Origin of the sequence: Arsenophonus endosymbiont of Crataerina pallida (assembly GCF_964020125.1) — a bacterium.
Taxonomy (GTDB): domain Bacteria; phylum Pseudomonadota; class Gammaproteobacteria; order Enterobacterales; family Enterobacteriaceae; genus Arsenophonus; species Arsenophonus nilaparvatae.
The window spans coordinates 2,139,770-2,164,219 of sequence record NZ_OZ026540.1; the positions used below are offsets into that span (position 1 = coordinate 2,139,770).

Genomic DNA, 24,450 nt, shown 5'->3' on the forward strand with positions numbered 1-24,450 from the left:
GAGGGAATAAAAATAGGCTGATAGCGCATTAACTAGCAACGAGTTTAACGTAATTCAGACAAATTATTTATCATATTGTCTTTATCTTTCATCTCACGCCAAATATTACCACTATCTTTGCCATAACTACGAACCCGATCTAACACCAGATCATTGTTTTCTTGTTCACATATTTTGGCTAAATCATGGTAGAAACGGCAAGCAAGCTGACGCGCCTTAGGATCAGAAAAATAGTAACGGCCAACACGGGTATATAATCCTTTCAAACCATTTAGGATCAAGCCATAGATAGGATTACCAGAGACAAATGCGAGTCCACGAAAAATATTATAATCAACTGTACTAAATGCTTCAGAACAATCTTCTATATTCTCTCTTATTGATAATATCTCTAGTGATTTTGATTTACTTTTACGAAAGGCAGTTCGAATAAAAATAGCTGAAATATTGGTTCTAACAGATAACAAATCTTCAATCAGTTTAGGTGCTCCACTGTGATCTAACCGCGCCAGGGTTTCTAAAATATTAAGTCCTGAGGTTTCCCAAAAATTGTTTACTTTAGTTGGTTTTCCATGCTGAATAGTTAGCCAACCGTCTCTGGCAAGCCGCTGTAAAACTTCTCGTAATGTTGTTCTCGTTACCCCAATTAACTCCGATAGCTCACGTTCAGCGGGTAAAATTGAACCCGGCGGAAAATGGTTATTCCAAATACTTTCAACAATATACTCTTCTGCAAAATTAGCCGGACTTTGCGCTCTAATAATCATATTTTTATCTACCTAAAACAAATTTTTGCCATTAATAAAACGAGATAATATCAGAATGAAAAAGTTTGAGGTAGCCGAGTTATTAAGAAATACTAATCTGACCATAAAGACTTAATGCAATTTGTCGTTAATTAGGAAATCGTTCTTTTAATTTCTGGTATAAAAAACGTAGTATGCTACGTTAGTCAATTTTACTTATATACTAGTGAAGGAAAGCAAGTAATAATGAATATAAATATCAGACAAATTATGTTAAAAAATTTCCTTGGTAATTCCCCTGAATGGTACAAATTGACCATTATTTTCTTCTTGATAATCAACCCGCTGTGCTTTTTTTTGGTTAACCCTTTTATTGCCGGTTGGTTATTGATTGCTGAATTTATTTTTACCCTTGCCATGGCGCTAAAATGCTACCCACTACAGCCTGGCGGATTACTTGCTATTGAAGCGGTAATAATTGGGATGACTTCACCACAACAAGTAAGTCATGAAATTGCCAATAACATTGAAGTAATACTGCTATTGATTTTTATGGTTGCAGGTATTTACTTCATGAAACAATTGCTATTATTTGCTTTCACAAAATTATTACTGTCAATTCATTCTAAACGTTACTCTCACTGGCTTTCTGTTTAGCAAGCGCTTTCCTTTCGGCCTTTTTAGACGCACTAACAGTTATTGCCGTTGTGATAAGTGTAGCCGTTGGTTTTTATTCTATTTATCATAGCTATGTATCCAGCCAGAAAGAGCTTCTTGCGCCGGAAAATAACGCTGACATGACCGAAAAAAGCCAGATCCTTGAACAGTTTCGGGCTTTTTTACGTAGTCTAATGATGCACGCCGGCATTGGCACTGCATTAGGTGGCGTAATGACAATGGTTGGTGAGCCACAAAATTTAATTATTGCTAAATATGTTGGCTGGAACTTTAGTAATTTTTTCTTACATATGATCCCGGTGACGTTGCCGGTATTTGTTTGTGGCTTAATTATTTGCTATTGCGTCGAACGTTTTAAATTATTTGGTTACGGCGCTGAATTACCTGAAAGTGTCCGCCATATTCTGCAAATCCACGATAAAAAAGCCAGCAGAAAACGAGATCGGCGAGAAAAATTGCAACTAATAACGCAAGCATTAGTAGGCGTTTGGTTAATTATTGCTTTAGCTTTCCATCTTGCAGAAGTCGGCTTAATTGGTTTATCTGTAATAATCTTAATAACCTCATTTTGCGGCATAACTGATGAGCACACCATTGGCAAAGCATTTGAAGAAGCTTTACCCTTTACCGCCTTATTAACGGTATTTTTCTCAATTGTGGCAGTTATTATCGATCAACACCTTTTTACGCCATTTATTCAATTTGTATTACAGTCTTCAGAATCATCGCAACTTGTTTTATTTTATTTATTCAATGGATTACTTTCTGCCATTTCAGATAATGTTTTTGTTGGCACTGTCTATATAAATGAAGCGATGAGTGCGTTAAAAGCGGGATTAATATCACGTCAACAATATGAATATCTGGCAGTTGCCATTAATACGGGGACTAATTTACCTTCAGTCGCAACGCCAAACGGTCAAGCCGCTTTTCTGTTTTTATTAACTTCAGCGCTTTCACCACTTATTCGCCTTTCATATGGTCGAATGGTTATCATGGCTTTACCTTATACTATTGTTATGACGCTAGTAGGTTTACTAGCCGTAGAATTATGGTTGATCCCGGTGACAGAGTGGTTCGCTTCATTAGGCTTGATAAATATAGCCAAATAACTTTTTATTAATAATGCTATTATTTATTTGAAAATAATAGCATTCCCCTGTCATTTTAAGCAAAAACTATCGGCTAAATAGAAAATTCATTTTAACAATTTAATTCATTATCCTATCTTATTAGCTAATTTAAATTAGCTGTTTTTTTTGTCGTAAACAAAATAAGATCATATGCTTGCCTAACTAACTTATCGAGATAATGGAATAGAATGAACATGTTTAAATTTTTTTACTCATACTCTCAAACCAGAAAAGCCTGGTTGCTACTAGCTATTAGCGCCTGTATGTTAGAAATTATTGCACTTTATTTTCAACACGGTATGGGACTTAGACCCTGCGTATTTTGCATTTACGAACGGATAGCGATATTTGCTATCTTAGCGGCAGGTTTAATTGCTGCCATGGCACCAAAAAGTGCTTTTCGCTTAGTAGCACTAATTTTATGGTTATATAGTAGCTGGGAAGGATTGAAATTAACCTTCGAACATACCCGACTACAACTCTATCCCTCTCCTTTTGATTCATGTGATTTTGTCGTTAACTTTCCTTCATGGCTGCCACTTAACCGCTGGTTACCGACTGTTTTTGAAGCCTACGGTGACTGTAGCCAAAAACAATGGTCATTTTTGAATATTGAAATGCCCGTATGGTTATTAATTATTTTTATTGCTTATTTCTTGGTGGCAATAATTGTCTTGTTAAGCCAATTTTTATGGTTTAAAAAAATAGTCATTAAGACAATTTGAGCTGGACTAATAGTTATCAGTCCAGCTTTCGCTATGGCGATTTGATGAAAATAGTGCAGGTTTTCAGCTGAAAATAGTCAAATAGCTAAATAAGTATTAGGGTTAAAAGATTATTAACTAATGCTCCTTTAATGATTATTAATGAATACTACTTTTAGAAACCAGATTAATAACTAAAACTCCGGAAATAATCAACAAAATACCTAAAATGGCTGGCCAATCTAATTTTTGCTGATAAAGAAACAACGCTGCCACAGACACCAGCACGATCCCTAAACCAGACCAAATAGCGTAGGCAATGCCTAATGGCATCATTTTGACTACTTGTGATAAACCAAAAAATGAAATGCTATAACCAATAACAACAATAATCGATGGCAACAAACGGGTAAAACCATCGGAAGCCTTTAATGATGTGGTTGCAATCACTTCAGCCACAATCGATATTAATAGATATGCCAATCCGTTCATTTATACTCCTTGTATCTTGAAAACGGTTTAAAATAGTTACGATTAGATTTGGCAAGGTGCATGCAGCCCGATTCCTCCTAGGGTTTTAAGCCCGTTAATTAGCGACCGGCGCATACACTGAGCCACTCATCTGAAACCCGAACAGTTGTCCGTACTCCATAACGCATTTGCAAGGATGGGTAATCATGAGTCAGCCAAATCCACTTTGTGTGGGTATTGATGTTTCTAAAGCAACGCTGGACATAGCAGCCAGCTGTGATATTGCACAGTTTACGGTCAGTAATGACTCTGACGGTTTTGATGCCATTATCGCCGAATTGAGAAAGCATTCGGTGGTGTTGGTTCTGATGGAGGCAACTGGCGGGCTTGAAGCTACTGTGGCCTGCTCGCTCCAGGCTGAAGGCTTTGACGTCACTGTGATCAATCCCAGACAATCCCGAGACTTTGCCCGCGCTATGGGCTATCTGGCAAAAACTGACCGTATTGATGCCAAAGTGCTTGCACAAATGGCAGAGGTTATTAATCGACATCCGGAGCGAGAGCGCTTTATCCGGACTCTGCCAAATGCAGAACGTCAGGTTCTTGCTGCGATGGTCGTACGCAGACGCCAGTTGATTACAATGTTGGTGGCAGAACGTAATAGGCTGTATACCGCACATCCACAGAATAGAAAAAGCATCAACATCATCATCAAGGCGCTGGAAGATGAACTTGCCAGAATCGATGAGGATATGAACAACCACATAAGGAAACACTTTAAGGATCTGGCCGCTAGGCTGAGCAGCATTAAAGGGGTTGGTACCATGACAGTTGCTGCGTTGTTGGCGGAGCTTCCCGAACTGGGCAGCCTCTCGAGGCGAGCTATTAGCGCGCTTGTAGGCGTTGCCCCCATAAACCGGGACTCGGGTACCATGCGTGGTCGGCGAACCATATTTGGCGGAAGGGACGGAGTCCGAACAGCACTTTATATGGCCGCGCTTGTAGCAACTCGCTTTAATCCGGTGATAAAAGCCTTTTACATGCGTCTGCTTGCAGCGGGAAAAGCCAAAAAAGTGGCGCTGGTCGCCTGTATGCGCAAGCTGCTGACTATCCTGAACGCGATGCTCAGAAAGAACGAAGAATGGAATGAGTCGTACCATCACGTTTCTCCATAATTTTAACGTTCAAGACAGTTGCTAAATATAAACTAATCATCACAATGGTAAGATAATCGAAGCGTTGATTGCCAGTATGTGAGGTAAAACTAAAATAACCAGCAAAAGTTTTCTTTTGCTTTAAACTAGCCTAAACTGGTCGCATTTTCTTATCGCTGTGGATTTAAAAATCATTCTTTTGATAATAAAATCGATTACCTTTAATACATTAGTAATAAATATGAATCAACAAAAAGAACAATATAACTTTAATAAACTACAAAAAAAGTTACGTCGTAACGTTGGCCAGGCGATCGCTGATTTCAATATGATTGAAGAAAATGATCGCATTATGGTTTGCCTTTCTGGCGGCAAAGATAGTTACACCCTATTATCAATATTACAAAATTTACAAAAAAGTGCACCAGTAAATTTTACTTTATTTGCCGTCAACCTTGACCAAAAACAACCAGGTTTTCCTGCCGACATTTTGCCATCCTATCTCAACAAACTCGGTATTGAATACCAAATAGTTGAAGAAAATACCTACGGTATTGTGAAGGAGAAAATTCCGGCAGGAAAAACTACCTGCTCACTATGCTCTCGTCTGCGTCGCGGTATTTTATACCGGACTGCCAGCGAACTGGGAGCCACTAAAATCGCGTTAGGCCACCACCGCGATGATATTTTACAAACTGTATTTCTCAATATGTTTTATGGTGGCAAACTCAAAGGGATGCCCCCTAAGCTAATGAGTGACGATGGTAAACATATCGTTATTCGTCCCTTAGCTTATTGCCGGGAAAAAGATATTGCCAACTACGCAAAAATTAAAGCATTTCCAATTATTCCTTGCAATCTTTGTGGTTCTCAACCCAATTTACAACGGCAAGTTATCGGCAATATGCTAAGAGAATGGGATAAACAGTACCCAGGACGAATTGAGACTATGTTTCAAGCGATGCAAAATATTGTTCCTTCGCATTTATGCGATAGCAACCTATTCAATTTCAAACAAATTAATCATACCAGCAACATTATTAATGGTGGCGATTTAGCATTTGATAAAGAAACGTTTCCCATCATCAACGCCCACCAAGATAATTCTCCCTCAGATCGGGTTAATATAGTTGAAATAAAATAAAAAAAAGCCGATGTATTAAACATCGGCTGATAGTGGTCAATTATTCTGTATAAGAACTCAATATGAGAAAAACTACAATTATGGAGCACAACGTTCATCGCTTAACGTTGCATTCACCTGCAAAATCAATTCTGCCCTAGTTAAGGTTAAAACTTCTTGATATAGCTCAATTTATTTTTTACTAAACTAAATAACTGGAAATTTTATATTGGAAAATGTTTTATTTTATAGCCACTTCCCTCTTTTTAGCCACCAGATAACAAAACTAATTAAGCAACTTAATAATAAACAAAAAACACTAAATGCAAATTTAAATTCACTACCAGGTATACCATTGAGGTTAACCCCAAATAATCCGGTTAAAAAGGTTGATGGAAGAAAGACAATCGCTAACATTGACATAGTATAAATCCGTTTATTTGTTGCCTCTGATATCAACGCATTAATTTCATCGGTAATTACAGCGGTACGAGCAACAAAACCATCTAATTCATCAATACAGCGTCCAAGCCTTTCGGCATTTTCCTGCATGCGGTGGCGATCATCATCGCTCATCCATAAAAATTTTTCTGTCGCTAAACGAGCAAAAACATCCCGTTGAGTAGACATATAGCGGCGCACAATAATAATCTGTCTTCTTAATAACGCTAATTTTCCTCGTTCAGGGATCTCTTCAGTTAAGATCTTTTCTTCCATTTTAATTAAACGATCATGCAAAATATCGGTAAAATCACTCACTTCATCGTTAATCGAATCAGCAACTTCGACTAACCATTCTCCGCTCGTTTTTGCGCCAACATGATGATTAAGATCGTCAATAACAGGCTCAAGAGATTTAACTTTGCGATGTCGACTAGAAATAATTATCTGATTATTAATATAAATACGAAAGGCAACTAGCTGTTCAGGCCGGTCACCAATATTTTTATTAATCGTTTGTAAATTAACCAATGTACCCTCACCAGTTCTTATTATACGCAACCGATTAATATTTCCTGTTAGTCCATCTTTGATGGTTGAATTGAATAATCCAGAATGCTTTATCCATTGATAACTGGCTTTATTTCTATAATCATAGTGAAGCCAAAATGGCATTTGTGGTGTCGCTTCCGCATTAACATCGATAGCAATAAATCCACCTTCACCATCTAATTGGTAAGCATGCACAGGTTCAGAGCCCTGAATTATTGAGCCATAAATAGCCACAACAAATATCCCCCTATTACGGTCAATTTTTGTTCTTTTCCTTTTAAAAATAGTCGTATTTCTGCTTAATTAAAGCTTTCTTACTCGATTGTTATAGGATTAATTGCGTCTGACATTTTATTTTTCATGTCAATAAGCGATTCTGTATGCCGTTATTCATTATAAAAAATAATAAAATTAAAAATAAAATAAATTTAAAATAATTAATAATGCATTTTAATTCAATGAATTAAAATTAAAAACAAATTAATAAAAAGTTGATCACAAGTGAAAAATGATTAAAATAATTTATCATATAAAACATAAACTAGGGACAGTTATGAAAAAAACCGTTATTTTTACATTAATAACTAATTTATTTTTTTCAGCAAAAGGATTTTCAACTTCACCTCAATCGCAAACCTTCAGTCTAGGCTACTCTAATCTCTATTATCATGGTAATTCGCTTACTGGTTTCAATATTAATTATGACTACCAAATAGACAACCATTGGGGAGTATTAACGTCGATAAGCTGGAATAAAGGCAATCAATATTGGCGTAGTTACAATTATTCCTATCAACCAGTTAAACATAAAGTGAATATCGATTACCTCAGCTTACAAGCCGGCCCCAGTTATCGTTTCAATGATTACTTAACTTTATATGGCACTATCGGATTTGCTCGTTTTACCCTAAATCATCGCGAAAAATTCGATAATATAACACTGAATTCGATGAAGCATGATACAGGCCTTAGTTGGGGAGTCGGCATAAAAATCAACCCAGTCAACATGCTAAGCCTCTATTTTGGCTATGAAGGGGCAAATAAGGATGACTATCTGTCAAATCCCACAGTGAATGGATTTAATATTGGTTTAGGTTATCGATTCTAGTTGTTTAATTTACAATTTTGCACACTAGATGATATTCAGGGCATAATTTCATCACTGCCCTGCATTATGGAGGCTAATTTAGCATTGAATTAATGTTTAATAACATAAAGGGTATGACTATAACTTACACTTTCTGGATTGTTGACTGGATAGCCCTTTAACCAAGATTTAATTAAATAGCCGCGACTGTAATAGTAAATTGGTGCAATAGGCGATTGAGTTAACAACATTTTTTCTGCTCGATTATAAAATCGATTACGATTTTTACTATTTTTTTCCATCATGGCTGATGCAACCATTTCGTCATAGTCATTATTTTTGAATTTGGCCCAATTACCAGCGTTGGAAGATGTCATGACATTTAAAAAACTCGATGGCTCATTATATTCAGTAACTCTAGCAGCACCCAGCACATTAAAATGACCTGCATTACGACTTTCAGTGTAAGTTTTCCATTGCTGATTAATCAAAGTTATTTCAGCACCTAATTTTCTTTTCCACATAGAGGCGATAGCAGTAGCCACCTTTTTATTATTTTCTGAATTATTGTACACCAGAGAAAGCTTTAACGGATTATGGCTACTAAATCCCGCTAAATGCAATAGAACTCTAGCTTGCTCATCTAACTCTTTTTGGCCATAGCCATCATAAAAACCTCTTTCCGGGGTAAAATCAGCAATGATATCGGGTATAAAACGATAAGCGGCTTTCTCGCCATCAGCTAATATTTTATTCGTGATAACTTCTCTATTAATTGATACAGATAATGCTCTTCTAACTCGGCTATCATTAGTTGGTGGCTTTTGCGTATTAAAAACATAATAATAAGTTGCCAATTGCTCGGCCAAATAAAACTCATCAGGTATTTGCTGCAATAATTTGCTATCTAAATGCTCAGGCAAAAATTCTGTTTCGACAACATCACCTGCAAAATAACTTTGCCATGCGCGAGCTGTCTGTTTAATCGGTACAAAAGTTACTTTAGTTAAAATTGTATTTTTATGATCCCAATAATGTCGGTTAGGTTGCAAAACAATTTTTTCGCCAGCAATACGCTCAGATAACATAAAAGCACCATTGCCAACTAAGTTTGTTGGTGCGACCCAATTTTGGCCATATCTGGCGATTATTTTCTGATTAACCGGAAAGAAATTAAAATGGTTAGTTAAATTTAGAAAATAGGGTGCCGGCTGCTCCAAAGTGACCTTTAAAGTATGATTATCAATAGCTTCAACACCTAACTTTTCAATTGGTAGTTCATTATTAATAATTTTTTGCGCATTCTTGATACCCGCCAGGGTGGCAAAATAAGCAAATGGTGAATTATTTACTGGATCAACCAAGCGACGCCAGCTATAAACAAAATCTTTAGCCGTGACAGGGTCACCATTTGACCACTTGGCATTCGGTCTTAAATAAAAAAACCAAATCCGATTACCGGCGGTTGTCCAACGATTTGCCACACCAGGAATCGGACTACCGTCTTCATCCTTCAAATAAATTATTTAATTAAATTTAATCTATTAATCAATAATTTAATCAACAATGCTGCGTCAAATTCTATTTTCATATACACAATTATGTACAAATTATTTTTCTACCCTTGACGTGCTATCTTTTCCACGCTACAAAAAACAAAACCACCGTCTCGCACATAACCACTTACACGCAACCAACAACTAATAGTTAACAACTTCCTCCAACGCTGCTAATATGATGCCCCTGTGATGGGGTTTTAATAACTTTTTCTAAATAAAAATTTCACAGGGGAACCAATGCTGAAAGACAAAATAAAAAATATATTATCTAGAAGTGATTATTTTATACCAAAATTAATGTTTCTTTTTATAACGTTCTCTCTCGTTCATTTCGGATTAGGTTATGCTACAAAACCTATATATACTGTAGGAATTGTTGCTTTTCTTGTTTCTATAAACAGGCTAAATTTTTTATACTACCTATTTGTGATTATTTTTTCTGTTATTGCGGCAGTTTATTTACCAGCCAGCATAATGTATGGACAGCCTTCTTTTAACATCGCCTCTTCTATTCTTTATACAGATCAAAATGAAGCTAAAGAGTTTATATCAACAATCCCTTATTATTATTTTTTAGTATCAATTTTGATTATATCTCTTTCGTTTTACAGTCTGAAATTTAAATTTAACGTATCAAAAAAATTACGCATAACATATTTAGTTGTTTTTTTAATAATATTAATGCATTCACCAATAAAAGATAAACACAGTAATGATTATATTGATATTTCTAACTCAGGATATCCAGAAATCAAATTTTTTAAAGATTTTTATTTATCGATAAAAGAATCAAATAACGAACAAAGTAAAGTTATTTCTTTAATATCAAAAAAAGATGATTTTAATAGTGTCAAAGCCAATAACAAATATAATACTTACGTTCTTGTTATTGGTGAAAGCGCCAGACGTGATTTTATGAATTTTTATGGATTCAAAATTAATAATACTCCATTTATGAATTCAATAAATGGTATCTTTTTCACCAATTACACTTCCGCATCCGGCTCTACGCAGCTATCTTTAACTAATACTCTGGCTATAAGTGGTAATTTATCAAATAATGTGATTTCATTAGCAGAAAAAGCTGGCTTCCATACCATATGGTTATCAAACCAAGGCTCCATTGGTATCCATGATAGCCCTGTTGCTTCTGTGGGTAAAAAAGCAGACAAATTTACCTTTATAAAAAAAGGTGATTCGGATATTGAAAATAATAAAAAAAATGATAATCATCTTTTACCATTCATTAAATCGGCAATAAATAAAACTAAAAGAAATAAATTAGTAATCATTCATTTAATGGGTAGTCATCCACCCGCTTGTGCTAGAACAAACGATAATTATGATTATTTTTATGAAAATAAAGAAATATCTTGCTACATACAAAGTATAAAAGATACTGATAATTTATTAGCAACCATTCATGAATATTTAATTGAAAGTCAATCGAAATGGACAATGATGTACTTTTCTGATCATGTCCTTTCTATAATCGATGAAAATAATAAAAATAAATTAAGATTGATACATAATGATAAATACAGACAAAATTTTGAAGTTCCTTTTTTTATTACATCTTATGATTCAAAAGAAAAAATTTACATTAACGCAAAGAGAAGTGCGTTTAGTTTTATGACCTTATTTTCTGAATGGACAGGCATTAATGATGACATTATTAATAAAACATGTAATATGATTTCTAATGAAAAATGTGACAATCAAAATAAAATTATCAATTTTAATAATGAAATAATAAATTATTTTGATTTACCTATGCAAAAAAATATTTAAGGGAGTCTCCTCCCTTTTATTTATTAATTTGGTTTTTCAGGCCATTCAATATCAGGTGCAGTCGAAATGTCCTTTCGATGAAGGTTTAACCGATAGAGTTTCCAACTTCTTAATTGAATTTTTTCTTCCTCTGTTGCCATATCTAAATCAACCGCATCTTGCAAAGGTTGTATGATTTCTGACGCTCTATCAATGCGATATCGCTTTTCATACTTTGCAGATTGAATAGCGTCCTTTTTCTCAGCTTCTTTATCGGTTACCCATTTGTCACCATCCCAATAATCAAAAGGCGTTTTTGGTGCTAAAAGAGTAAAACCCGTTTTTATTTCGCCGGGGTAATCAACTGTGTAGTAAGACTGATCATCGGTATTATATACCGTCTTCCCTCTGTGATCTGGCACATATAACCACCTTTCATGATCTTCACTACGAATAATTGCAAGCTCATCATTATCTGGTATCACAGGTGCATCTAGGGCATAGCCGTAACCCGGCCTTGTATTCTCACTGACGTACCTATACCTTGCTCCAGAGTATTCTCTCGTCGAATCCGCCAAATATTCATAAACCAACATATATCCATCCGATATAGCAAAACCGCTTTCTCCAAGTTTCGTAATCGAACTTTCAGTAATGTCATTCTTATTTGTTATTTCTAAGCTGTATCTCATTATGCTGCCCTCACGATGTATAAAAATGTGACATTTCGCGGTCTGTTTTCATTGGCAGTTGGCACGACACGAGAAAGATCAAAACTTACTTTTCCTAGTTCGTTATTATTACTATGCCCCGCTCCTAACGCGTTCATACTTTCTAATTTAAATACACCAGTGACATACTCAGGGTTAAAGCGCCCTGCAGAACCCTTAAATGTTCCTGTTATATTCCGAATAGCATCACCTTGTGCGCTCAATACGGTTCTTCCTACGTCAACATTTTCTCTTCCAGCAGAGAGTCCACGAATAAATTCACCACGTAAATCTGGCAACTTTCCTGAAGGATAAGCGATTAGCAATTTGGGGCATTTGACTTTATCAAAGGGATCACCATTGCACACCAAATAGCCTTTTGGTGGGTTTGCTTGAGGCCAAGGAATGGGCGCGCCGACCGGATAATTGTTAATCGCGTCCACATCAGACGTTAACGCCAAAGTGCCATTTTTATTCGGAAATATTACCGAATTTTTAAGCGTATTGTCTGGATTGCGATAATCAAGTTTGAATGTTTTTTTGTCAGAATTTAATTCAAAGATGGAATTACTATTATCACGGGTGGTTTGGAATTTTAACGTAGGATTGCCGTATTTTATGATAATCCCACCCGTGGTAAATCCTTCTTGTGAATTTTTCTTGGCAAAAATATCGGTACAGGCTTTTTGGCTGATGACTTTATCGGTAGCATTACCCGTCGTTTGTAATACGCTCGCTTTATCGAATTTTTTATTAACCGCATCAATACTCACTGTTTTCGCTAGGTCATAAGCAATTTTGACTGCTTTGGGGGTGGCAGCCAGCGTTTCATCGTCACTATTCGTGGCGCTACTGAGTTTCATTATTCCTGCTACTGTTTTTGTGGCGGCTGGCACGGTGTTATTCACGTTTTTCGATAATGCACTGATAAGTCCGGCTTTCAGTTTATCAACGTTGCCATCGTCCAGTACATCACTGTTATTGGTTTCAGCGATGAATTGCGCGATGACATGCGCTATCTGATGCGGCGTGCGATATTTGAAGCCAAAACGTGCGATAAATGGCAGGCTACTTTTGTTTCCATCAGTGCAACGAAATTACACTGTCATTTTTCATCGGAGGCACTTTGGTCTGTTTGAGTGGTACGATCAACGGGACAATATTTGTAGATGCTGGTCAATGAAACTCCATACAGTAACGCCAGCTGCTTTCTACTATGGCCGGACTCAAGTAATTTTTTAGCCTGCTCTTGCTGTGCAGAAGATAATGAGCAAGGTCTACCGCCGATACGTCCTCTGCTTCTCGCTGCGGCTAAACCTGCCTGAGTACGTTCAACAATTAGTTCTCGCTCCATTTGTGCTAATGCACTCATCACATGAAAGAAAAAACGACCTGCTGACGAAGAAGTATCGATGGAATCCGTCAAACTATGAAAATGAATACCTTCATCTTCCAGTTTGGATATTAAAGTAATCAAATGTTTAATGCTGCGACCCAGTCTATCTAGCTTCCAGACCACCAATGTGTCACCCGATTTCAGTGCGTTTAGTGCCCGTTTTAATCCGGGTCTCTGGTCTATTTTTCCGCTGATTTTATCTTCAAAAATCTGTTCACAATTTGTACAAATGAGTGATTTTCGCTGTAAATCGGTGTTTTGGTCATTTTTTGACACCCTCATATAGCCTATTTTTGCCATTTTAGCCCTTTCTCCTCCCTCTGTAAGCCTTGTCATCGCTGCTTTTGGTCAAAATGTTAGCAAAACTCTTCATTACAGAAAACCTTGGTTTATTGGAAACGGTAGATTGTGCAAAAAACGCACTGGATAAACGAACCGGCGGAACTATCAACGGAGGTGTCACATTAGGGCAAAATTTAACCATTTCATGGGGCGGCAGAAGGGCCACTTATCATGAAAACGGTGATATTACTGGCCCACTCTGGGGAGGGACTTTAAGAGGATGGCTTGATAATACCTTTGTGCGTGATATTCGATTAGGAAGTTTAGAAAGTGTGGCGGCATGGAATGGCCCCGGATATTACGATCAGGCCGGTTATGTCTTAACGGGTGCCAGCAATTTCAATCACGATCATTATATTGATACTCTTTACCGCCGCCCTTTACAAAAAAATATTAATGGTCAATGGATGAATGTGAGTAGCATATAATGCAAAATATTAAAAACTTTAAACGATATCACCCTGATTCTGTTGATAAAAAATGTCTAGAATACGCTGTTGGTGCGATTTTTCTTATCTCAGAAGATGATCAGGACTGGTATGAGTGCCAGAAGTTATTTCAGCCCGATACGATGAAAGTTGAGTATGAAACCGACGGGATTATACGCTCAATGGGCTACGATATCAGTGCCTTCTGTCCCGATGGGTGCAGCATATCTGAAGTATCCGAATGGCCTAAAGAGGCCGCCCCTAACCGAAAATGGTGTTTTATCGATGGTGAGGTTGTTCCACGTGTTTATACCGCAGATGAACTTATGGAGCAAGCTACCCATAAGCGAGATTATCTACTTGAACAGGCAGCAAAAATTATAGCCCCGCTTCAGGACGCCGTAGACCTCGACATGGCGACAGAAACCGAAAAAGCGGCACTGTTGGCCTGGAAAAAATACCGCGTGCTGCTAAACCGTGTCGATATCAGCAAAACGCTGGATATTGCGTGGCCGGAAGCTCCGAAAAGATAAAAACTTTATGCTGCCCTGACAATGTAGTTAAACGCGACATTTCGCGGCCTTGTTTCTGAAGCGGTTCTCAAACCAGACTGAAAACTGGCTGAGCAATCAACAGCGAATACGCCGCTGGTTCCTCCAGTAATGCTACTACTGGCCATTCTTCTTCCCATTTTGAAAATCCCACTGGCTGATGATTGACCGACAAACTGAATGCCGGTTATGTTTCCAGTGAAATTTTGAAGGGTATCACCTTGTACGCTTAATATTTTGCGTCCGTTATCCACTTTTCGTCCTGCATCCCAGCCCCGAATAAATTCGCCACGTAAATCAGGGAGCTTTCCCGACGGGTAAGCCAGCGCTAAAAGTGGACATTGTTTTTTATCGAAGCGCTCACCGTTACAGATACGCCAACCTATCGGCGGTTTTTCAGTAGGCCAAGGCAGAGGAACGCCGACAGGGATTTCGACACGCAATACTTCGGGAGTAACAGCATGAACATCTGTAGCGGTTAGCTGCACATCCTGAGTCAGCGTTTTGCCGTTAATTTTACGCTGATTGGGTGTTGCATTTTTAGCCAAACTTATTATTTCCAATAAACCAAGGTTTTTTAAAAAAAGATTTTTGTCTGGGATGTCGGCGCCGTTGTCATTTTTTGATAACTTCTGCTCAAGAAGCTGATTGAGTTTTTCAGCAAATTTAGGGTTATTGTCGATGGCTTTTGCCAGTTTATTCAGGGTGTCTAATGTTGAGGGTGCACTGTCGATCACCGCGTTCAGCCTGTCATTGACAATTTTTACCGCTTTCGGAGTCGCCGCTTCCGTTTCACTGCTGCTCTGATTGGCGTTGCTGAGCCTGACGAAACCTTTTTCACTTACGCTCGCATCCGGGTGGTTTCTCGAGCGCGTATGCGCAGTCAACGCCGCTTCGGCCTCTTCTAATTGCTGCTTTAACCAGGCGGTACGATTCGCCAGTTCACGCGCGGGTCGGTTGGTGATGCCATCTGGCCCACCCAATACCGGGTCGGAGGTCTCTATCTGGTAGATACCGTCTTCCCAGGCAGCCGTTTCTTTTAAATAGCTCATTTCATCGTTCTCCATAGGGTCTGATTCCATCCTGGTGGTTTTTTTAGTCACAGTGTAGTTTTTTTTTGTCTATTGATTAAGTGTTTTTGCATACTATTAACTGCTGCCATGATTATAGCGCCCGCTGTAGGTCGTCTGAGCGTTATAGCGCAGCGGTACCGCCGTATAATCCAGCGCCACCAGTTCGCTGCGCGCCGGCGCAAACGCCGCGAGCGTCTCGCGTAATTTGGCCGCCTGGTCATTGGTAATCAACGTATTGAGTACCACCCGATACAGCGCCCAGTGCGTCTCGCTATCAGGATACGCGGTTGCCTGTTCCTGTTTGAGCGCCGCTCCCCCTTCGGTTATCGTCACCTCCCCAAACCCCAGCGCCCGTATCATGGCACGAATCGACCAGGGGGTACCCTTATAGCGATGCAGCGTGATGGCCGATTTCAGCATCGCCCGGCGCGCATCATCCGATTCTGCTAAATGCCAGCCATTGACCCCGGTTAACGCCAGTTGTTCAGCCAGCCAGGGCAAGGCCGACGCCTCGGTCATATCCAGCAGATAAACCAGCAGCGGCGTCAGGTCAATCTGCTGTAACCGTGCGGCCTGTGCTGCCAGCGCCTGAAAATGTTTCTCTACCGCCAGCAGCGGCGGTAACAGGCTGTTATCGGTCATCAGCACTCTCCGCGCCCAGGGTTAACTGAATGTCGCTACAATGCGCCCATTGCTGGGCAGACAGTACCGTCGGCTCCAGGGTCTTGAAACTCGTGAGTTGCACCCGGTAAACGCCCGGTACCGAGAGTGCCGCGATAATCTGGCTCGGCACAATATCCCGTCCCAGCTGTTTAGCCTGGCGGGCGACATACTGCTCGGCGGCCTGCCGCGCCTGTTTCAGTACCGGCTTCCCCGGCTGGCTGGCATAACAGGTCAGTTGTGCGGTAATGGCATAGTCAACTTTTTCGGGGGCCAGCACCTGCACGGTATCGTTCAGCGGGCGCACCCGCTCTTCCGAGCACAGGGCCGTCACCAGACTCAGCACCGTCTTGTCCGGCAGCCCGCTGGTCAGCAGCGGATACAGGTTGACCGTGCCGGGTTTGGGTCGGGTCACCGCCACATCACAAATCCCCGGATGGGCACTCATGGCATGAAAACGGTACGCTTCGCGTGAACCGGCGGTACTGAAGGACGCCGGGGCCAGACGAATACGGTTGCGTAAATGCTCATCGTCTTCAGCGTCTGAGCCGCCCGCGCTCGGCGTGGTATTGGTCACCTGGATATCCCCGTCATCGATGGCCTCCATCAGGGTGCTGATTTGCGCCGGTTGCCAGCCATTACCCTGTATCCCCGCCTCGCTGCAGGTGGCGCTCACCGTCACCGTTGATGCCGTCGGCGTCAGCCTGACCTCGCTGTCGGTGGTAAATATCAGACTGTCGGTGGCGCTGAGCCGTGTGCCTGCCGGTATCGGTATCGTGACTGAGGGCGGAACCGCCAGTGAAAATTGCACCGTGGTGCGTGCCGGTTGAGCCGGTAAACGGTAAACGCCGACCAGCTCGGCCAGATAGTCCAGCATCGGGGCACGGGCAAAGGCCACCAGGTTTTGTTCGGCGGCGGATTGAATGGCACTGCGCACCAGGGTTTCCCGGTAGGCAAACAGGTCTATCAATAACCGCTCGGCCTGCGCCGGCCACAGGGTTTTACCGCTGGTCGCTTCATAGGCGGCAATCATCTCGCGGGTAATGGCCTGCGCATCCGCTGCAACAAAAACCGGCTTCTCGAGGGTTAACGCCATGCCACCTCCGTTTGTTGATAAGCCTGACGGCCCGGCAGTCGCCAGCGCAGCAGGAGATTGACCCGCTCACCCTGCGCCTCCAGCGTGACCTGATGTAATTCGCATCGGGGCTCCCAGCGTCTGATGGCCTCCACCGTTTCCCGTACCACATGCGGCAAGGCCCGTTCGACCGGCATATCCAGATAGCGATGCAGATCACTGCCAAAATCCGGTCGATGCGGGTCGCTACCTTTCGGGGTGCCTAAAATCAGTCTTAGACACTGCTGAATATCCTCGACGCCGCTGACCCGTTCACCCGGCGCGTGCAGCGCGGGTTGCCAGTCTGCGGTGCCAGGACCTGTCATTATGTTCATCAAACGTGTTCCCCCTCGCTTATAACGGCTTGCCGGTGGGCTTACCGTCATGTCCGTTGCTGTGTTGATGGTGTTGCAGCGACACCCGACCCGCCTGGATATCACCACTGGCCTGGAGCGTGCCGTCAATGATGGCTGTCGCGCCGCTGCCGCCCGAACCGCTCATGCCGCCCTGGTACGTCAGTTGCTTTTGCACCGTCAGGTTGCCCGTCGCGACGGTGTTTGGTGCATCCAGTAACAGGGTGTGACTCGCCTTCACCGTCGCGTTTTGCGTCTGAATGAGCACAGAGGCCTGGGTGGTCAGCGTCAGGGTCTGTATCTCGCCCCCGATAGCCATCGCATGGTTTTTGCGGTCATACTCGACAAAAGTCCCGTCGGCAAAATCCACCCGCCGTTTATCGCGGTTTGCCACTATGGGTGGGTCAACATCGGAATACACCGCCCCTAACACCACGCCGTCATCGCCGTCAGCATCCAGCAGCAGACTCACCTGCTCACCTAAATCCGGTAGCCCGTAATCCTTGTTATTCTGGGTATTGCGTTGCAATACCGGCAGCCAGGCGGTGCGCAGATTATCACAGGTCGGCAGCCGTACCCGTACCCTGACGTTTTGCTCATCAATCTGGCTGATGGTACCGAACATCAATTGCAGTCCTTTCATCGTTGTTTTTTTCTCCGCGTATCGTCTCTTTTTCATTCAGCGGACCCACGCTGCCATCGGCGTTTACCCCAATCACCTGTTGGGTCGCCGACTGATCCGCGCGAGTCGTTTTCCTGTTCGTGCGCGCCATCGGCCCCTGGCCCAGGGTGAGTTCACAGGTATAACCGCTTTGGCGCGACAGGGCATGGCGAACTTCCGTCATCAGCCACACCCCGGACAGGCGACCAAAAGCGTCAAGCCGCACGGTTAACCCGGCTCGATACGCCGTATTGCCCGCCAGCGCTACCGTCGCCACCCGTTGATATTCATTATGCCGGTTCAGGCCCGCGCACACCTTGGCGGTCGCTTCTTCCTGGCTCCGTGCCCGGCTGTGCAGTCTTAAGGTATCGGCGCTGGTTGAACGTCCCTGTTTTTGAGGCGCCGTTTCTCGCGCCACTTCGCCTATCGTGCCATCGGCCTTGATACCGACCGTGACCAGTTGTTTGCGCTGGCTGTCCTGGTATTTCACCTTGCCCTGCTGATAGATACGGTTAAGCGTATCGCGCAGGCTGTAATGGCTGACGGCTTGCGGGGTAATGACGTTAACCGGCGAGGCTTCTCGCAATCTGATACGTTCAGAAAAAACCAGCGTGTGGGGGGTAACTTTGACGATATAGCCGTATTCCTCCGCCAGACGGCGCAAAAAAGCCAGGTCGGTTTCATGTTGCTGCGTCACCCGATCAAGGGGCAGCGGTGCAATCTGCCCTTCCAGTGTCAGGTGGTGTTTTTGTGCAATCCGCCGGGCGATGGCCGCCAGGGTGGTCTGCTCAAATGCCCGGTAGCTCCGGGTGCGCAGCGCGCTGGTCACCGAAGCGGATAACCCGCGCAGCGACACCGTATCTGGCGGGCCACTGAGTTCTATTTCATCAATCGAAAAGGTGCCACAGGGACGTAATGGCGCGCCGACCATGCCGAGCGCCAATGAGAGCGTATCGCCTTTACCCGGATACCAGGCCCCGCGCCAGCGCCCGGCGCTGTCTTCCAGTTCGACCGTCAGCTCGTCAGACTGGCCACTGAGCTGATCGGTAAAGCGGATCCCGAGCACGTCCGGGGTGATATCGTGCGTGATGTCTTTTTGGCCATAATGCAGGGTCCAGGTCGGGGTCGGTACCGCCTGCTGTCGTTGTGTCGTTAACGTAACCATGGCGGTGTCTCCTCCACGCTGTCCTGGGTGTTAATCAGCGGGATAGCCAGGGTGATGCCGGCAGGCAACACCGGTGTGATCGGAATAGCCGGATTGGCGGCAATGATCCGCACATAGCCCAAGGCGTCACCGTAATAGTGGGCGGCCAGCGTATCCCAGCGCTCGCCCTCACGGGTAATATGTTGCCAGAGGCCTGGGTTATGTTCCTGTTCATGTTGGCTTGCAGACATCGTCCTGTTCTCCTTTAGCGGCGCGTCACCAGATGGCTCGTCAGACGGCTCAGCACCGGTGCGACGTCGTTCCAGGTACTGAGGGCACCGCCCACCTGACCGGCCACCGTATCCAGTGCACCGGGCAGTGCCTGGCCGGTACTGGGGGTCAGGGCACTGAGCGTGTTTTTCGCCTCGCTGGCCGTGGTCGCCCCCTTGCCCGCCGCACGGGTCAGGTGACTGGCCGCAGGGAAATGGGCTTCTAGGCCGGCCAACAACGGGTGCGCCTGTATCAAGGGGGTGGCCACCTCACCTAAGCTATTCATGACCCCAGGGACGCGCGTTAACGCCGCGACCGGATCCGCTTTCATCTGGCGCGCCACCCGGATCGCCTGTGAGGCCGTGGCCAGTGCCGACTGCGCCTGACGGGCCAGACCCACCGCCCGCGATAGCGGTGTACCGGTGGCGATCGTCCGGGTTAGCCCGGTGGCTTTTCTGTTCAGTGTCGTGGCCATCGCCGGCGGCTTAAGTGGTTGGCGCAGATCGCCGGTAAATTCACGCAGACTGATATCGACCTCCAGGCATTGGGCAAACCCGTCGGCATGCGCCAACACCGTGCGGCCCGTGAGCGTGCTGATCACAAAATGCCCCAGGTACTCGCCATTACCGAGCACAAACGCCAGTGCCTGATGGGCACGACAGGCGGCCTGTAGCCGTTGCCATTGCGCGGTCGGTTGACAGTACTGCTGATGAAACCGCACACTTAAACTGTATTCATCGCACTTGTCACCGACCCACTGCAGACCCGGTTTACGGCCAATGCGCGCCTGCTCGGCAAACTCACCGCCGAGGGTGGCTTCCAGCGCGGTAAAGCCGGTCTGTAACTGCACTTCAATCTCACCCAGGATCGCCAGCATCAGTAAAAGCCCCGCCGTTGTTGTTGGTGCATCAGCTGCGCCAGGCGTTTTTCCAGCTCACGTACACTGATAGCCAAGGCATCACGCAACGCCGCCGGGGTCGTCTGCGACTGACCGTTCATCACAATCTGCGGCGCAAAGGTGATCTGTATGCCTGAAAATGCCTTCCCCTGACCGGCAGGGGAGATCGGGGTATCAGGCCAGTGGGGCACACGCGGGGACGGTGGTTGCATCAGCGGCATCAGGCCGCCGACGGCGCGTTCTAACGCGGGCGTGGTGCGGGTTATGCCCAGCACCGCCCCCTGCACAATATTATCCCCCAATCCGGCAAAGACCTTTGAGGGGCTGTGTATGCCGAGCGTCTCCTTAAACCAGCCCGACACACTGTAACCAAAATGGACAATGGTCTCTTTGGCGGCGGTTAAACGACTCTTGATCCCGTTGACCAGACCCTCAATCAGCTGGCGACCCGCATCGGTAAAATTAGCGGGCAGTTCAATATTGAAATACCCCATCACACCGGCGAAGGCTTTATACAACAGACCCAACGGCGACCAGTTAAGGATAAGTGCGCCAACGCCCGCAATACCGCCGGAAAACGCCTGTTTCACCTCAGCCCAACGCGCCTGAAAGAAAGCGCTTATCGGCGTCCAGTAGCGGTAAATCAGGTAAGCGCCGGCGGCAATTGCGGTGATAGTCAGGCCGATAGGGTTAAACATCAGTGCCCGCCCCAGCCACAGCAGCGCCTGTCCGGCCAGGCGCAGGCCCGTCACCAGCCCACCGGCCAAGACCTTACCCAATCGACCTACCCCACCCGCCAGGCGGCTTAAGCGTCCACCCATGCCGAAAGCACTCTGGAGTAATAACCAGCCGGTACGCAGCCGGGTAAACCCGCCCCACAGCAGGCGTATCGGTGAACCCAGCAAATTAAGTGCCAGACGAACAGCCAGCAGTGCGCCCTTAAACAGCAGGAGACCGCCCACGGTTTTGGCGATACCGCTAATCAGTTGCGGGTGGGTTTTGACCCAGGCATTGGCGGCGCGCACATAAGGGAGTACCGTCGCGGCTAAACTCCCTACCGCCGGTTTGAGGGCATCACCGAGACTCAGCGACAAATCCTGACTGGCGATACCCAGCTTTTTCATCTGCTCAATCGGTGATTCAAGACGTTTTTTATAGTCACTGCCTAATACATCCTTGTCCGCGGCTGCCAGGGCTTGTGCGCGGATTTGCCGGTACTTGTCCATATTGGCCAGCATCGGACGCACAAAGGCCATCACCTGCATATCGGCAAACAGTTCACCTAAGCCAAAGTTTTGCTGCAGGGCCAGTAACGCCTTATCGTGGGCAGTATCGTCCTGCAGCGCCATCGCCGATTTAAATTGTGCCAGCGCCTCGGGACTCTTCTGCGCCAGATAGCGTTGCAGGGTATTCATCATCCCTTCAATCGGCGAAATCCCGTGCGCTTTTTGCTGCATCAAGGATTTTTCAATATCGATACCGACATCCCCAAAACGTTTTTGGGTTTCCGGGGCATACAGTTTTTCAAGAAAGTTATTAAAATTGTTCGCCGCTTTATCGGTGCTACCGGCACCCATTTTGGCTACCTGCAAGGCAGCGACCATCTCGGCCACCGCCGCTTTACCCTGGGCTATGTTGGCCATTTGTGGGGCCAGCTCAGGCAACCACTTCACCTGGTCTGCAATTTCAAATGACCCGGCCTTGCCCCCTTGCGCCATGATGTTCTGTACCGCAGCAAAATCTTTTGCCGCAATGCCCAGCGACTGCTGGGTGGTCACCGCCGCCTGCGCCCACAGTTCAGCGGAGGTGCGGGTGGCGGTTGCGCCTCGGGCGATATGTGGCAGATAGGCACGAATATCGTCCAGGCTGTCAATGTTATTGCCAATGAGCGCACTGGTGGCGGCCTGTAAATCGGCCTGGGTCTGGTTGTATTGCTGGCTCCAGGCGCGGATATCTTTGCCCAGTGCGGCCTGGGTGGCTCCGTCGTAACCGGCGGTGATACCCATATCGACCAGATTGTCCTGAAAGGTCATCGACTGCTTGACAGACGGCGCGACCGCGCCCACCGCTGCCGCCGTGGTGGCCCCTAACGCCAATCCTTGCCCCATCAGGGCGTGGCGTTGTTGCCCGGCCATCTGACTGGCCATCAGCGTGCGATGCAAACGGCGATGCTGTTGCTCGAGACGGGAAAGTGTCTGACCCACCCGACCCAGCTCACTATTGAGGTTACGGGCGGCCTGTGCGCCCAAATGACCGTAGCGGGTTACCGCCTGGGTCAGTTGCTGCTGGCGGGATTGCAGGCGACGGGTCGTTTCACCCAGGCTATTGAGGCTACGCCGTGAATCGCCCATCGCTGAGCGAAAAGCACCGGCCACCGCCCCTTTGATCACCACCCCAATCGAAAATATGCTCGACACCGCGTCACCTGCCTCTGTTACACCCGATCACTCTTTATCGGTTTGCCCCGCGTTGCCCGTGTTCCTGCCGGATTTGGGCCGCGGCTTCCTGTAAATAGTCCTCAAACTCCACCACCGTCAGCGCATCCAGCTCACTCGGCTGCCAGCGGAACCATCTCGCCAACAGCGCCTGTGCCTGACGCAGCGCCTTCGGCGACTGCATCCAGCCCCGCAAACTGGCGAAAGTGGCTTTGCAGCTGTTGATAATCCACCAGGTCCATCTTGTCGATATCTTCCGGTATCAGGCCGGTCATGCGGGCAATCAACAGGCTGTCCCAGTCATTGACGTTTTCACTTAAGCGGCGTACCGCCTTGATGTCACTGACTTTGAGCCGGTTTAAGCTGACCTGGGTCAGCCTTTCACCGCTGCCCAGGGCATAAGGGTATTGCAAGCTATAATGAATACGGTCTGTCATCATCACTCCTCGGATTGTCAGGTTAAGCGCCCAGATTGGCGCGATAATCGGTGAGCATATCTTCACCGTTGATTTTAAAAATATTGGCGATCACATCCAGCTCCAGCAGCACCTGGCCATCCATCACCTGCTTGATATAGCTGCAGGTAAAACTGCTGCTCATCTCCGGCACCTCATGCTGCTTAAAGCTGCCCAGGCTATTTTTGCTGAACATCACCGTCATAAACACCGCCACCGGCAGTTCATCCTGGCGACCCTGTGCCGGGTTATAGCGCTGCAGGCTGCCGCGACATTGCAGCGGATACGCCTTGAAGGGATTGGCGGTACGCAGTGCCACCTCTTCATACAGACTGGTCCAGTGAATTTCTCCTTCGAGCTTGTCAAACCCTGCCGGTAACTGAATTTTGCCAATCATCCCCAGCGCCTGATGCTCCTGCTGCACCACGTTGATTTCCGGTAGCTTGATTTCTTTTGCCCGACCCAGCAGGCTATTGCCGTCCAGGTAGACGTTGGCATTGGTTATAAAATGCAGTGCATTGCCCGCCATCATCTCCTCCTTA

General features: G+C 45.0%; 25 protein-coding genes and 1 pseudogene. 8 read left to right on the plus strand and 18 right to left on the minus strand.

Features of this window, described 5'->3' with window-relative positions:
• Nucleotides 1-44 precede the first annotated feature (44 nt).
• A complete protein-coding gene (gene fadR, locus AACL31_RS11535; RefSeq protein WP_310512414.1) occupies nt 45-767 on the minus strand; it encodes a fatty acid metabolism transcriptional regulator FadR in 723 nt (240 codons plus the stop codon).
• Between the two features lie 225 nt (nt 768-992).
• Here fadR and nhaB point away from each other — a divergent pair.
• Together nhaB and dsbB are read left to right on the plus strand one after the other, a co-directional pair.
• Nucleotides 993-2,536, plus strand: a pseudogene (gene nhaB, locus AACL31_RS11540) (sodium/proton antiporter NhaB).
• A 215-nt stretch (nt 2,537-2,751) separates the two neighbouring features.
• Entirely contained in the window at nt 2,752-3,282 is a 531-nt protein-coding gene (gene dsbB, locus AACL31_RS11545) for a disulfide bond formation protein DsbB (protein ID WP_310512415.1), read from the plus strand.
• A 138-nt stretch (nt 3,283-3,420) separates the two neighbouring features.
• On the opposite strand, the gene AACL31_RS11550 is transcribed toward dsbB, so the two are convergent.
• The gene (locus tag AACL31_RS11550) at nt 3,421-3,753 is read right to left on the minus strand and encodes a DMT family transporter (RefSeq protein ID WP_032114963.1); all 333 of its coding nucleotides are present in this window, start codon (nt 3,751-3,753) and stop codon (nt 3,421-3,423) included.
• 185 nt (nt 3,754-3,938) lie between these two features.
• On the opposite strand from AACL31_RS11550, the gene AACL31_RS11555 reads away from it, so the two are divergent.
• Both AACL31_RS11555 and ttcA read left to right on the plus strand, forming a co-directional pair.
• Nucleotides 3,939-4,907 carry an IS110 family transposase gene (locus AACL31_RS11555; protein ID WP_339053166.1) on the plus strand — a complete coding sequence of 323 codons (969 nt, stop codon included), beginning with the start codon at nt 3,939-3,941 and terminating at the stop codon, nt 4,905-4,907.
• Between the two features lie 214 nt (nt 4,908-5,121).
• The gene (gene ttcA, locus AACL31_RS11560; RefSeq protein WP_310510926.1) at nt 5,122-6,030 is read left to right on the plus strand and encodes a tRNA 2-thiocytidine(32) synthetase TtcA; all 909 of its coding nucleotides are present in this window, start codon (nt 5,122-5,124) and stop codon (nt 6,028-6,030) included.
• A gap of 225 nt (nt 6,031-6,255) precedes the next feature.
• On the opposite strand, the gene zntB is transcribed toward ttcA, so the two are convergent.
• A complete protein-coding gene (gene zntB / locus AACL31_RS11565; RefSeq protein WP_422389247.1) occupies nt 6,256-7,236 on the minus strand; it encodes a zinc transporter ZntB in 981 nt (326 codons plus the stop codon).
• Between the two features lie 319 nt (nt 7,237-7,555).
• Here zntB and AACL31_RS11570 point away from each other — a divergent pair, with 319 nt between their 5' ends.
• Nucleotides 7,556-8,110, plus strand: coding sequence for an Ail/Lom family outer membrane beta-barrel protein (locus AACL31_RS11570; protein ID WP_310513035.1), 555 nt, complete (start codon nt 7,556-7,558; stop codon nt 8,108-8,110).
• A gap of 89 nt (nt 8,111-8,199) precedes the next feature.
• Here AACL31_RS11570 and AACL31_RS11575 read toward each other — a convergent pair whose 3' ends face one another.
• Entirely contained in the window at nt 8,200-9,606 is a 1,407-nt protein-coding gene (locus tag AACL31_RS11575; RefSeq protein WP_310513034.1) for a peptide ABC transporter substrate-binding protein, read from the minus strand.
• Nucleotides 9,607-9,885: 279 nt separating this feature from the next.
• On the opposite strand from AACL31_RS11575, the gene AACL31_RS11580 reads away from it, so the two are divergent.
• On the plus strand, nt 9,886-11,439 hold the full coding sequence (locus tag AACL31_RS11580; RefSeq protein WP_339053167.1) for a phosphoethanolamine transferase: 1,554 nt from the start codon (nt 9,886-9,888) through the stop codon (nt 11,437-11,439).
• Nucleotides 11,440-11,462: 23 nt separating this feature from the next.
• Here the strand turns inward: AACL31_RS11580 and AACL31_RS11585 are convergent, their stop codons facing one another.
• From AACL31_RS11585 to AACL31_RS11595, 3 genes are all read right to left on the minus strand, one after another.
• Nucleotides 11,463-12,110: a tail fiber assembly protein gene (locus tag AACL31_RS11585; protein WP_339053168.1), complete on the minus strand. Its 648-nt coding sequence runs from the start codon at nt 12,108-12,110 to the stop codon at nt 11,463-11,465.
• Nucleotides 12,110-12,991: a tail fiber protein gene (locus tag AACL31_RS11590; RefSeq protein ID WP_339053169.1), complete on the minus strand. Its 882-nt coding sequence runs from the start codon at nt 12,989-12,991 to the stop codon at nt 12,110-12,112. The genes AACL31_RS11585 and AACL31_RS11590 overlap by 1 nt, the downstream gene beginning before the upstream one ends.
• A gap of 242 nt (nt 12,992-13,233) precedes the next feature.
• Nucleotides 13,234-13,824, minus strand: a complete 591-nt coding sequence (locus AACL31_RS11595; RefSeq protein ID WP_339053136.1) for a recombinase family protein — start codon at nt 13,822-13,824, stop codon at nt 13,234-13,236.
• Between the two features lie 53 nt (nt 13,825-13,877).
• Between AACL31_RS11595 and AACL31_RS11600 the strand changes: the two genes are divergently transcribed.
• A complete protein-coding gene (locus AACL31_RS11600; protein ID WP_339053170.1) occupies nt 13,878-14,294 on the plus strand; it encodes a phage tail protein in 417 nt (138 codons plus the stop codon).
• Complete coding sequence (locus AACL31_RS11605; RefSeq protein WP_310513625.1) at nt 14,294-14,827, plus strand: tail fiber assembly protein; 534 nt, start codon at nt 14,294-14,296, stop codon at nt 14,825-14,827. Before AACL31_RS11600 ends, AACL31_RS11605 begins: the two co-directional genes overlap by 1 nt.
• A 5-nt stretch (nt 14,828-14,832) precedes the next feature.
• Here AACL31_RS11605 and AACL31_RS11610 read toward each other — a convergent pair whose 3' ends face one another.
• The 11 genes from AACL31_RS11610 to AACL31_RS11660 form a co-directional block, all read right to left on the minus strand.
• Entirely contained in the window at nt 14,833-15,897 is a 1,065-nt protein-coding gene (locus AACL31_RS11610) for a phage tail protein (protein WP_339053171.1), read from the minus strand.
• Nucleotides 15,898-15,993: 96 nt separating this feature from the next.
• Nucleotides 15,994-16,560, minus strand: a complete 567-nt coding sequence (locus AACL31_RS11615; RefSeq protein WP_310513015.1) for a phage tail protein I — start codon at nt 16,558-16,560, stop codon at nt 15,994-15,996.
• Nucleotides 16,550-17,674, minus strand: a complete 1,125-nt coding sequence (locus tag AACL31_RS11620; protein ID WP_310513016.1) for a baseplate J/gp47 family protein — start codon at nt 17,672-17,674, stop codon at nt 16,550-16,552. The genes AACL31_RS11615 and AACL31_RS11620 overlap by 11 nt, the downstream gene beginning before the upstream one ends.
• Nucleotides 17,665-18,027, minus strand: a complete 363-nt coding sequence (locus tag AACL31_RS11625; RefSeq protein WP_310513017.1) for a GPW/gp25 family protein — start codon at nt 18,025-18,027, stop codon at nt 17,665-17,667. Before AACL31_RS11625 ends, AACL31_RS11620 begins: the two co-directional genes overlap by 10 nt.
• A gap of 19 nt (nt 18,028-18,046) precedes the next feature.
• A complete protein-coding gene (locus tag AACL31_RS11630) occupies nt 18,047-18,688 on the minus strand; it encodes a phage baseplate assembly protein V (RefSeq protein WP_310513018.1) in 642 nt (213 codons plus the stop codon).
• Nucleotides 18,645-19,871 (minus strand): phage late control D family protein, encoded by a 1,227-nt coding sequence (locus AACL31_RS11635; RefSeq protein WP_339053172.1) that lies wholly within the window; start codon nt 19,869-19,871, stop codon nt 18,645-18,647. Before AACL31_RS11635 ends, AACL31_RS11630 begins: the two co-directional genes overlap by 44 nt.
• Nucleotides 19,859-20,101 (minus strand): tail protein X, encoded by a 243-nt coding sequence (locus AACL31_RS11640; protein ID WP_310513019.1) that lies wholly within the window; start codon nt 20,099-20,101, stop codon nt 19,859-19,861. Before AACL31_RS11640 ends, AACL31_RS11635 begins: the two co-directional genes overlap by 13 nt.
• A 14-nt stretch (nt 20,102-20,115) precedes the next feature.
• Nucleotides 20,116-20,997, minus strand: coding sequence for a phage tail protein (locus tag AACL31_RS11645; protein WP_339053173.1), 882 nt, complete (start codon nt 20,995-20,997; stop codon nt 20,116-20,118).
• Nucleotides 20,997-23,435 carry a phage tail tape measure protein gene (locus AACL31_RS11650; RefSeq protein WP_339053174.1) on the minus strand — a complete coding sequence of 813 codons (2,439 nt, stop codon included), beginning with the start codon at nt 23,433-23,435 and terminating at the stop codon, nt 20,997-20,999. The genes AACL31_RS11645 and AACL31_RS11650 overlap by 1 nt, the downstream gene beginning before the upstream one ends.
• 131 nt (nt 23,436-23,566) lie before the next feature.
• Nucleotides 23,567-23,893, minus strand: a complete 327-nt coding sequence (locus tag AACL31_RS11655; RefSeq protein WP_339053130.1) for a phage tail assembly protein — start codon at nt 23,891-23,893, stop codon at nt 23,567-23,569.
• Between the two features lie 19 nt (nt 23,894-23,912).
• Nucleotides 23,913-24,437, minus strand: a complete 525-nt coding sequence (locus AACL31_RS11660; protein WP_290604206.1) for a phage major tail tube protein — start codon at nt 24,435-24,437, stop codon at nt 23,913-23,915.
• Between the last annotated feature and the right edge of the window lie 13 nt (nt 24,438-24,450).

Coding starts and splice junctions, on each gene's coding strand:
- fadR (WP_310512414.1), bottom strand. CDS start 767: ATGATTATTAGAGCGCAAAGTCCGGCTAATTTTGCAGAAGAGTATATT.
- dsbB (WP_310512415.1), top strand. CDS start 2,752: ATGTTTAAATTTTTTTACTCATACTCTCAAACCAGAAAAGCCTGGTTG.
- AACL31_RS11550 (WP_032114963.1), bottom strand. CDS start 3,753: ATGAACGGATTGGCATATCTATTAATATCGATTGTGGCTGAAGTGATT.
- AACL31_RS11555 (WP_339053166.1), top strand. CDS start 3,939: ATGAGTCAGCCAAATCCACTTTGTGTGGGTATTGATGTTTCTAAAGCA.
- AACL31_RS11570 (WP_310513035.1), top strand. CDS start 7,556: ATGAAAAAAACCGTTATTTTTACATTAATAACTAATTTATTTTTTTCA.
- AACL31_RS11580 (WP_339053167.1), top strand. CDS start 9,886: ATGCTGAAAGACAAAATAAAAAATATATTATCTAGAAGTGATTATTTT.
- AACL31_RS11585 (WP_339053168.1), bottom strand. CDS start 12,110: ATGAGATACAGCTTAGAAATAACAAATAAGAATGACATTACTGAAAGT.
- AACL31_RS11590 (WP_339053169.1), bottom strand. CDS start 12,991: ATGAAACTCAGTAGCGCCACGAATAGTGACGATGAAACGCTGGCTGCC.
- AACL31_RS11595 (WP_339053136.1), bottom strand. CDS start 13,824: ATGGCAAAAATAGGCTATATGAGGGTGTCAAAAAATGACCAAAACACC.
- AACL31_RS11600 (WP_339053170.1), top strand. CDS start 13,878: ATGTTAGCAAAACTCTTCATTACAGAAAACCTTGGTTTATTGGAAACG.
- AACL31_RS11605 (WP_310513625.1), top strand. CDS start 14,294: ATGCAAAATATTAAAAACTTTAAACGATATCACCCTGATTCTGTTGAT.
- AACL31_RS11610 (WP_339053171.1), bottom strand. CDS start 15,897: ATGAGCTATTTAAAAGAAACGGCTGCCTGGGAAGACGGTATCTACCAG.
- AACL31_RS11615 (WP_310513015.1), bottom strand. CDS start 16,560: ATGACCGATAACAGCCTGTTACCGCCGCTGCTGGCGGTAGAGAAACAT.
- AACL31_RS11620 (WP_310513016.1), bottom strand. CDS start 17,674: ATGGCGTTAACCCTCGAGAAGCCGGTTTTTGTTGCAGCGGATGCGCAG.
- AACL31_RS11625 (WP_310513017.1), bottom strand. CDS start 18,027: ATGAACATAATGACAGGTCCTGGCACCGCAGACTGGCAACCCGCGCTG.
- AACL31_RS11630 (WP_310513018.1), bottom strand. CDS start 18,688: ATGAAAGGACTGCAATTGATGTTCGGTACCATCAGCCAGATTGATGAG.
- AACL31_RS11635 (WP_339053172.1), bottom strand. CDS start 19,871: ATGGTTACGTTAACGACACAACGACAGCAGGCGGTACCGACCCCGACC.
- AACL31_RS11640 (WP_310513019.1), bottom strand. CDS start 20,101: ATGTCTGCAAGCCAACATGAACAGGAACATAACCCAGGCCTCTGGCAA.
- AACL31_RS11645 (WP_339053173.1), bottom strand. CDS start 20,997: ATGCTGGCGATCCTGGGTGAGATTGAAGTGCAGTTACAGACCGGCTTT.
- AACL31_RS11655 (WP_339053130.1), bottom strand. CDS start 23,893: ATGATGACAGACCGTATTCATTATAGCTTGCAATACCCTTATGCCCTG.
- AACL31_RS11660 (WP_290604206.1), bottom strand. CDS start 24,437: ATGGCGGGCAATGCACTGCATTTTATAACCAATGCCAACGTCTACCTG.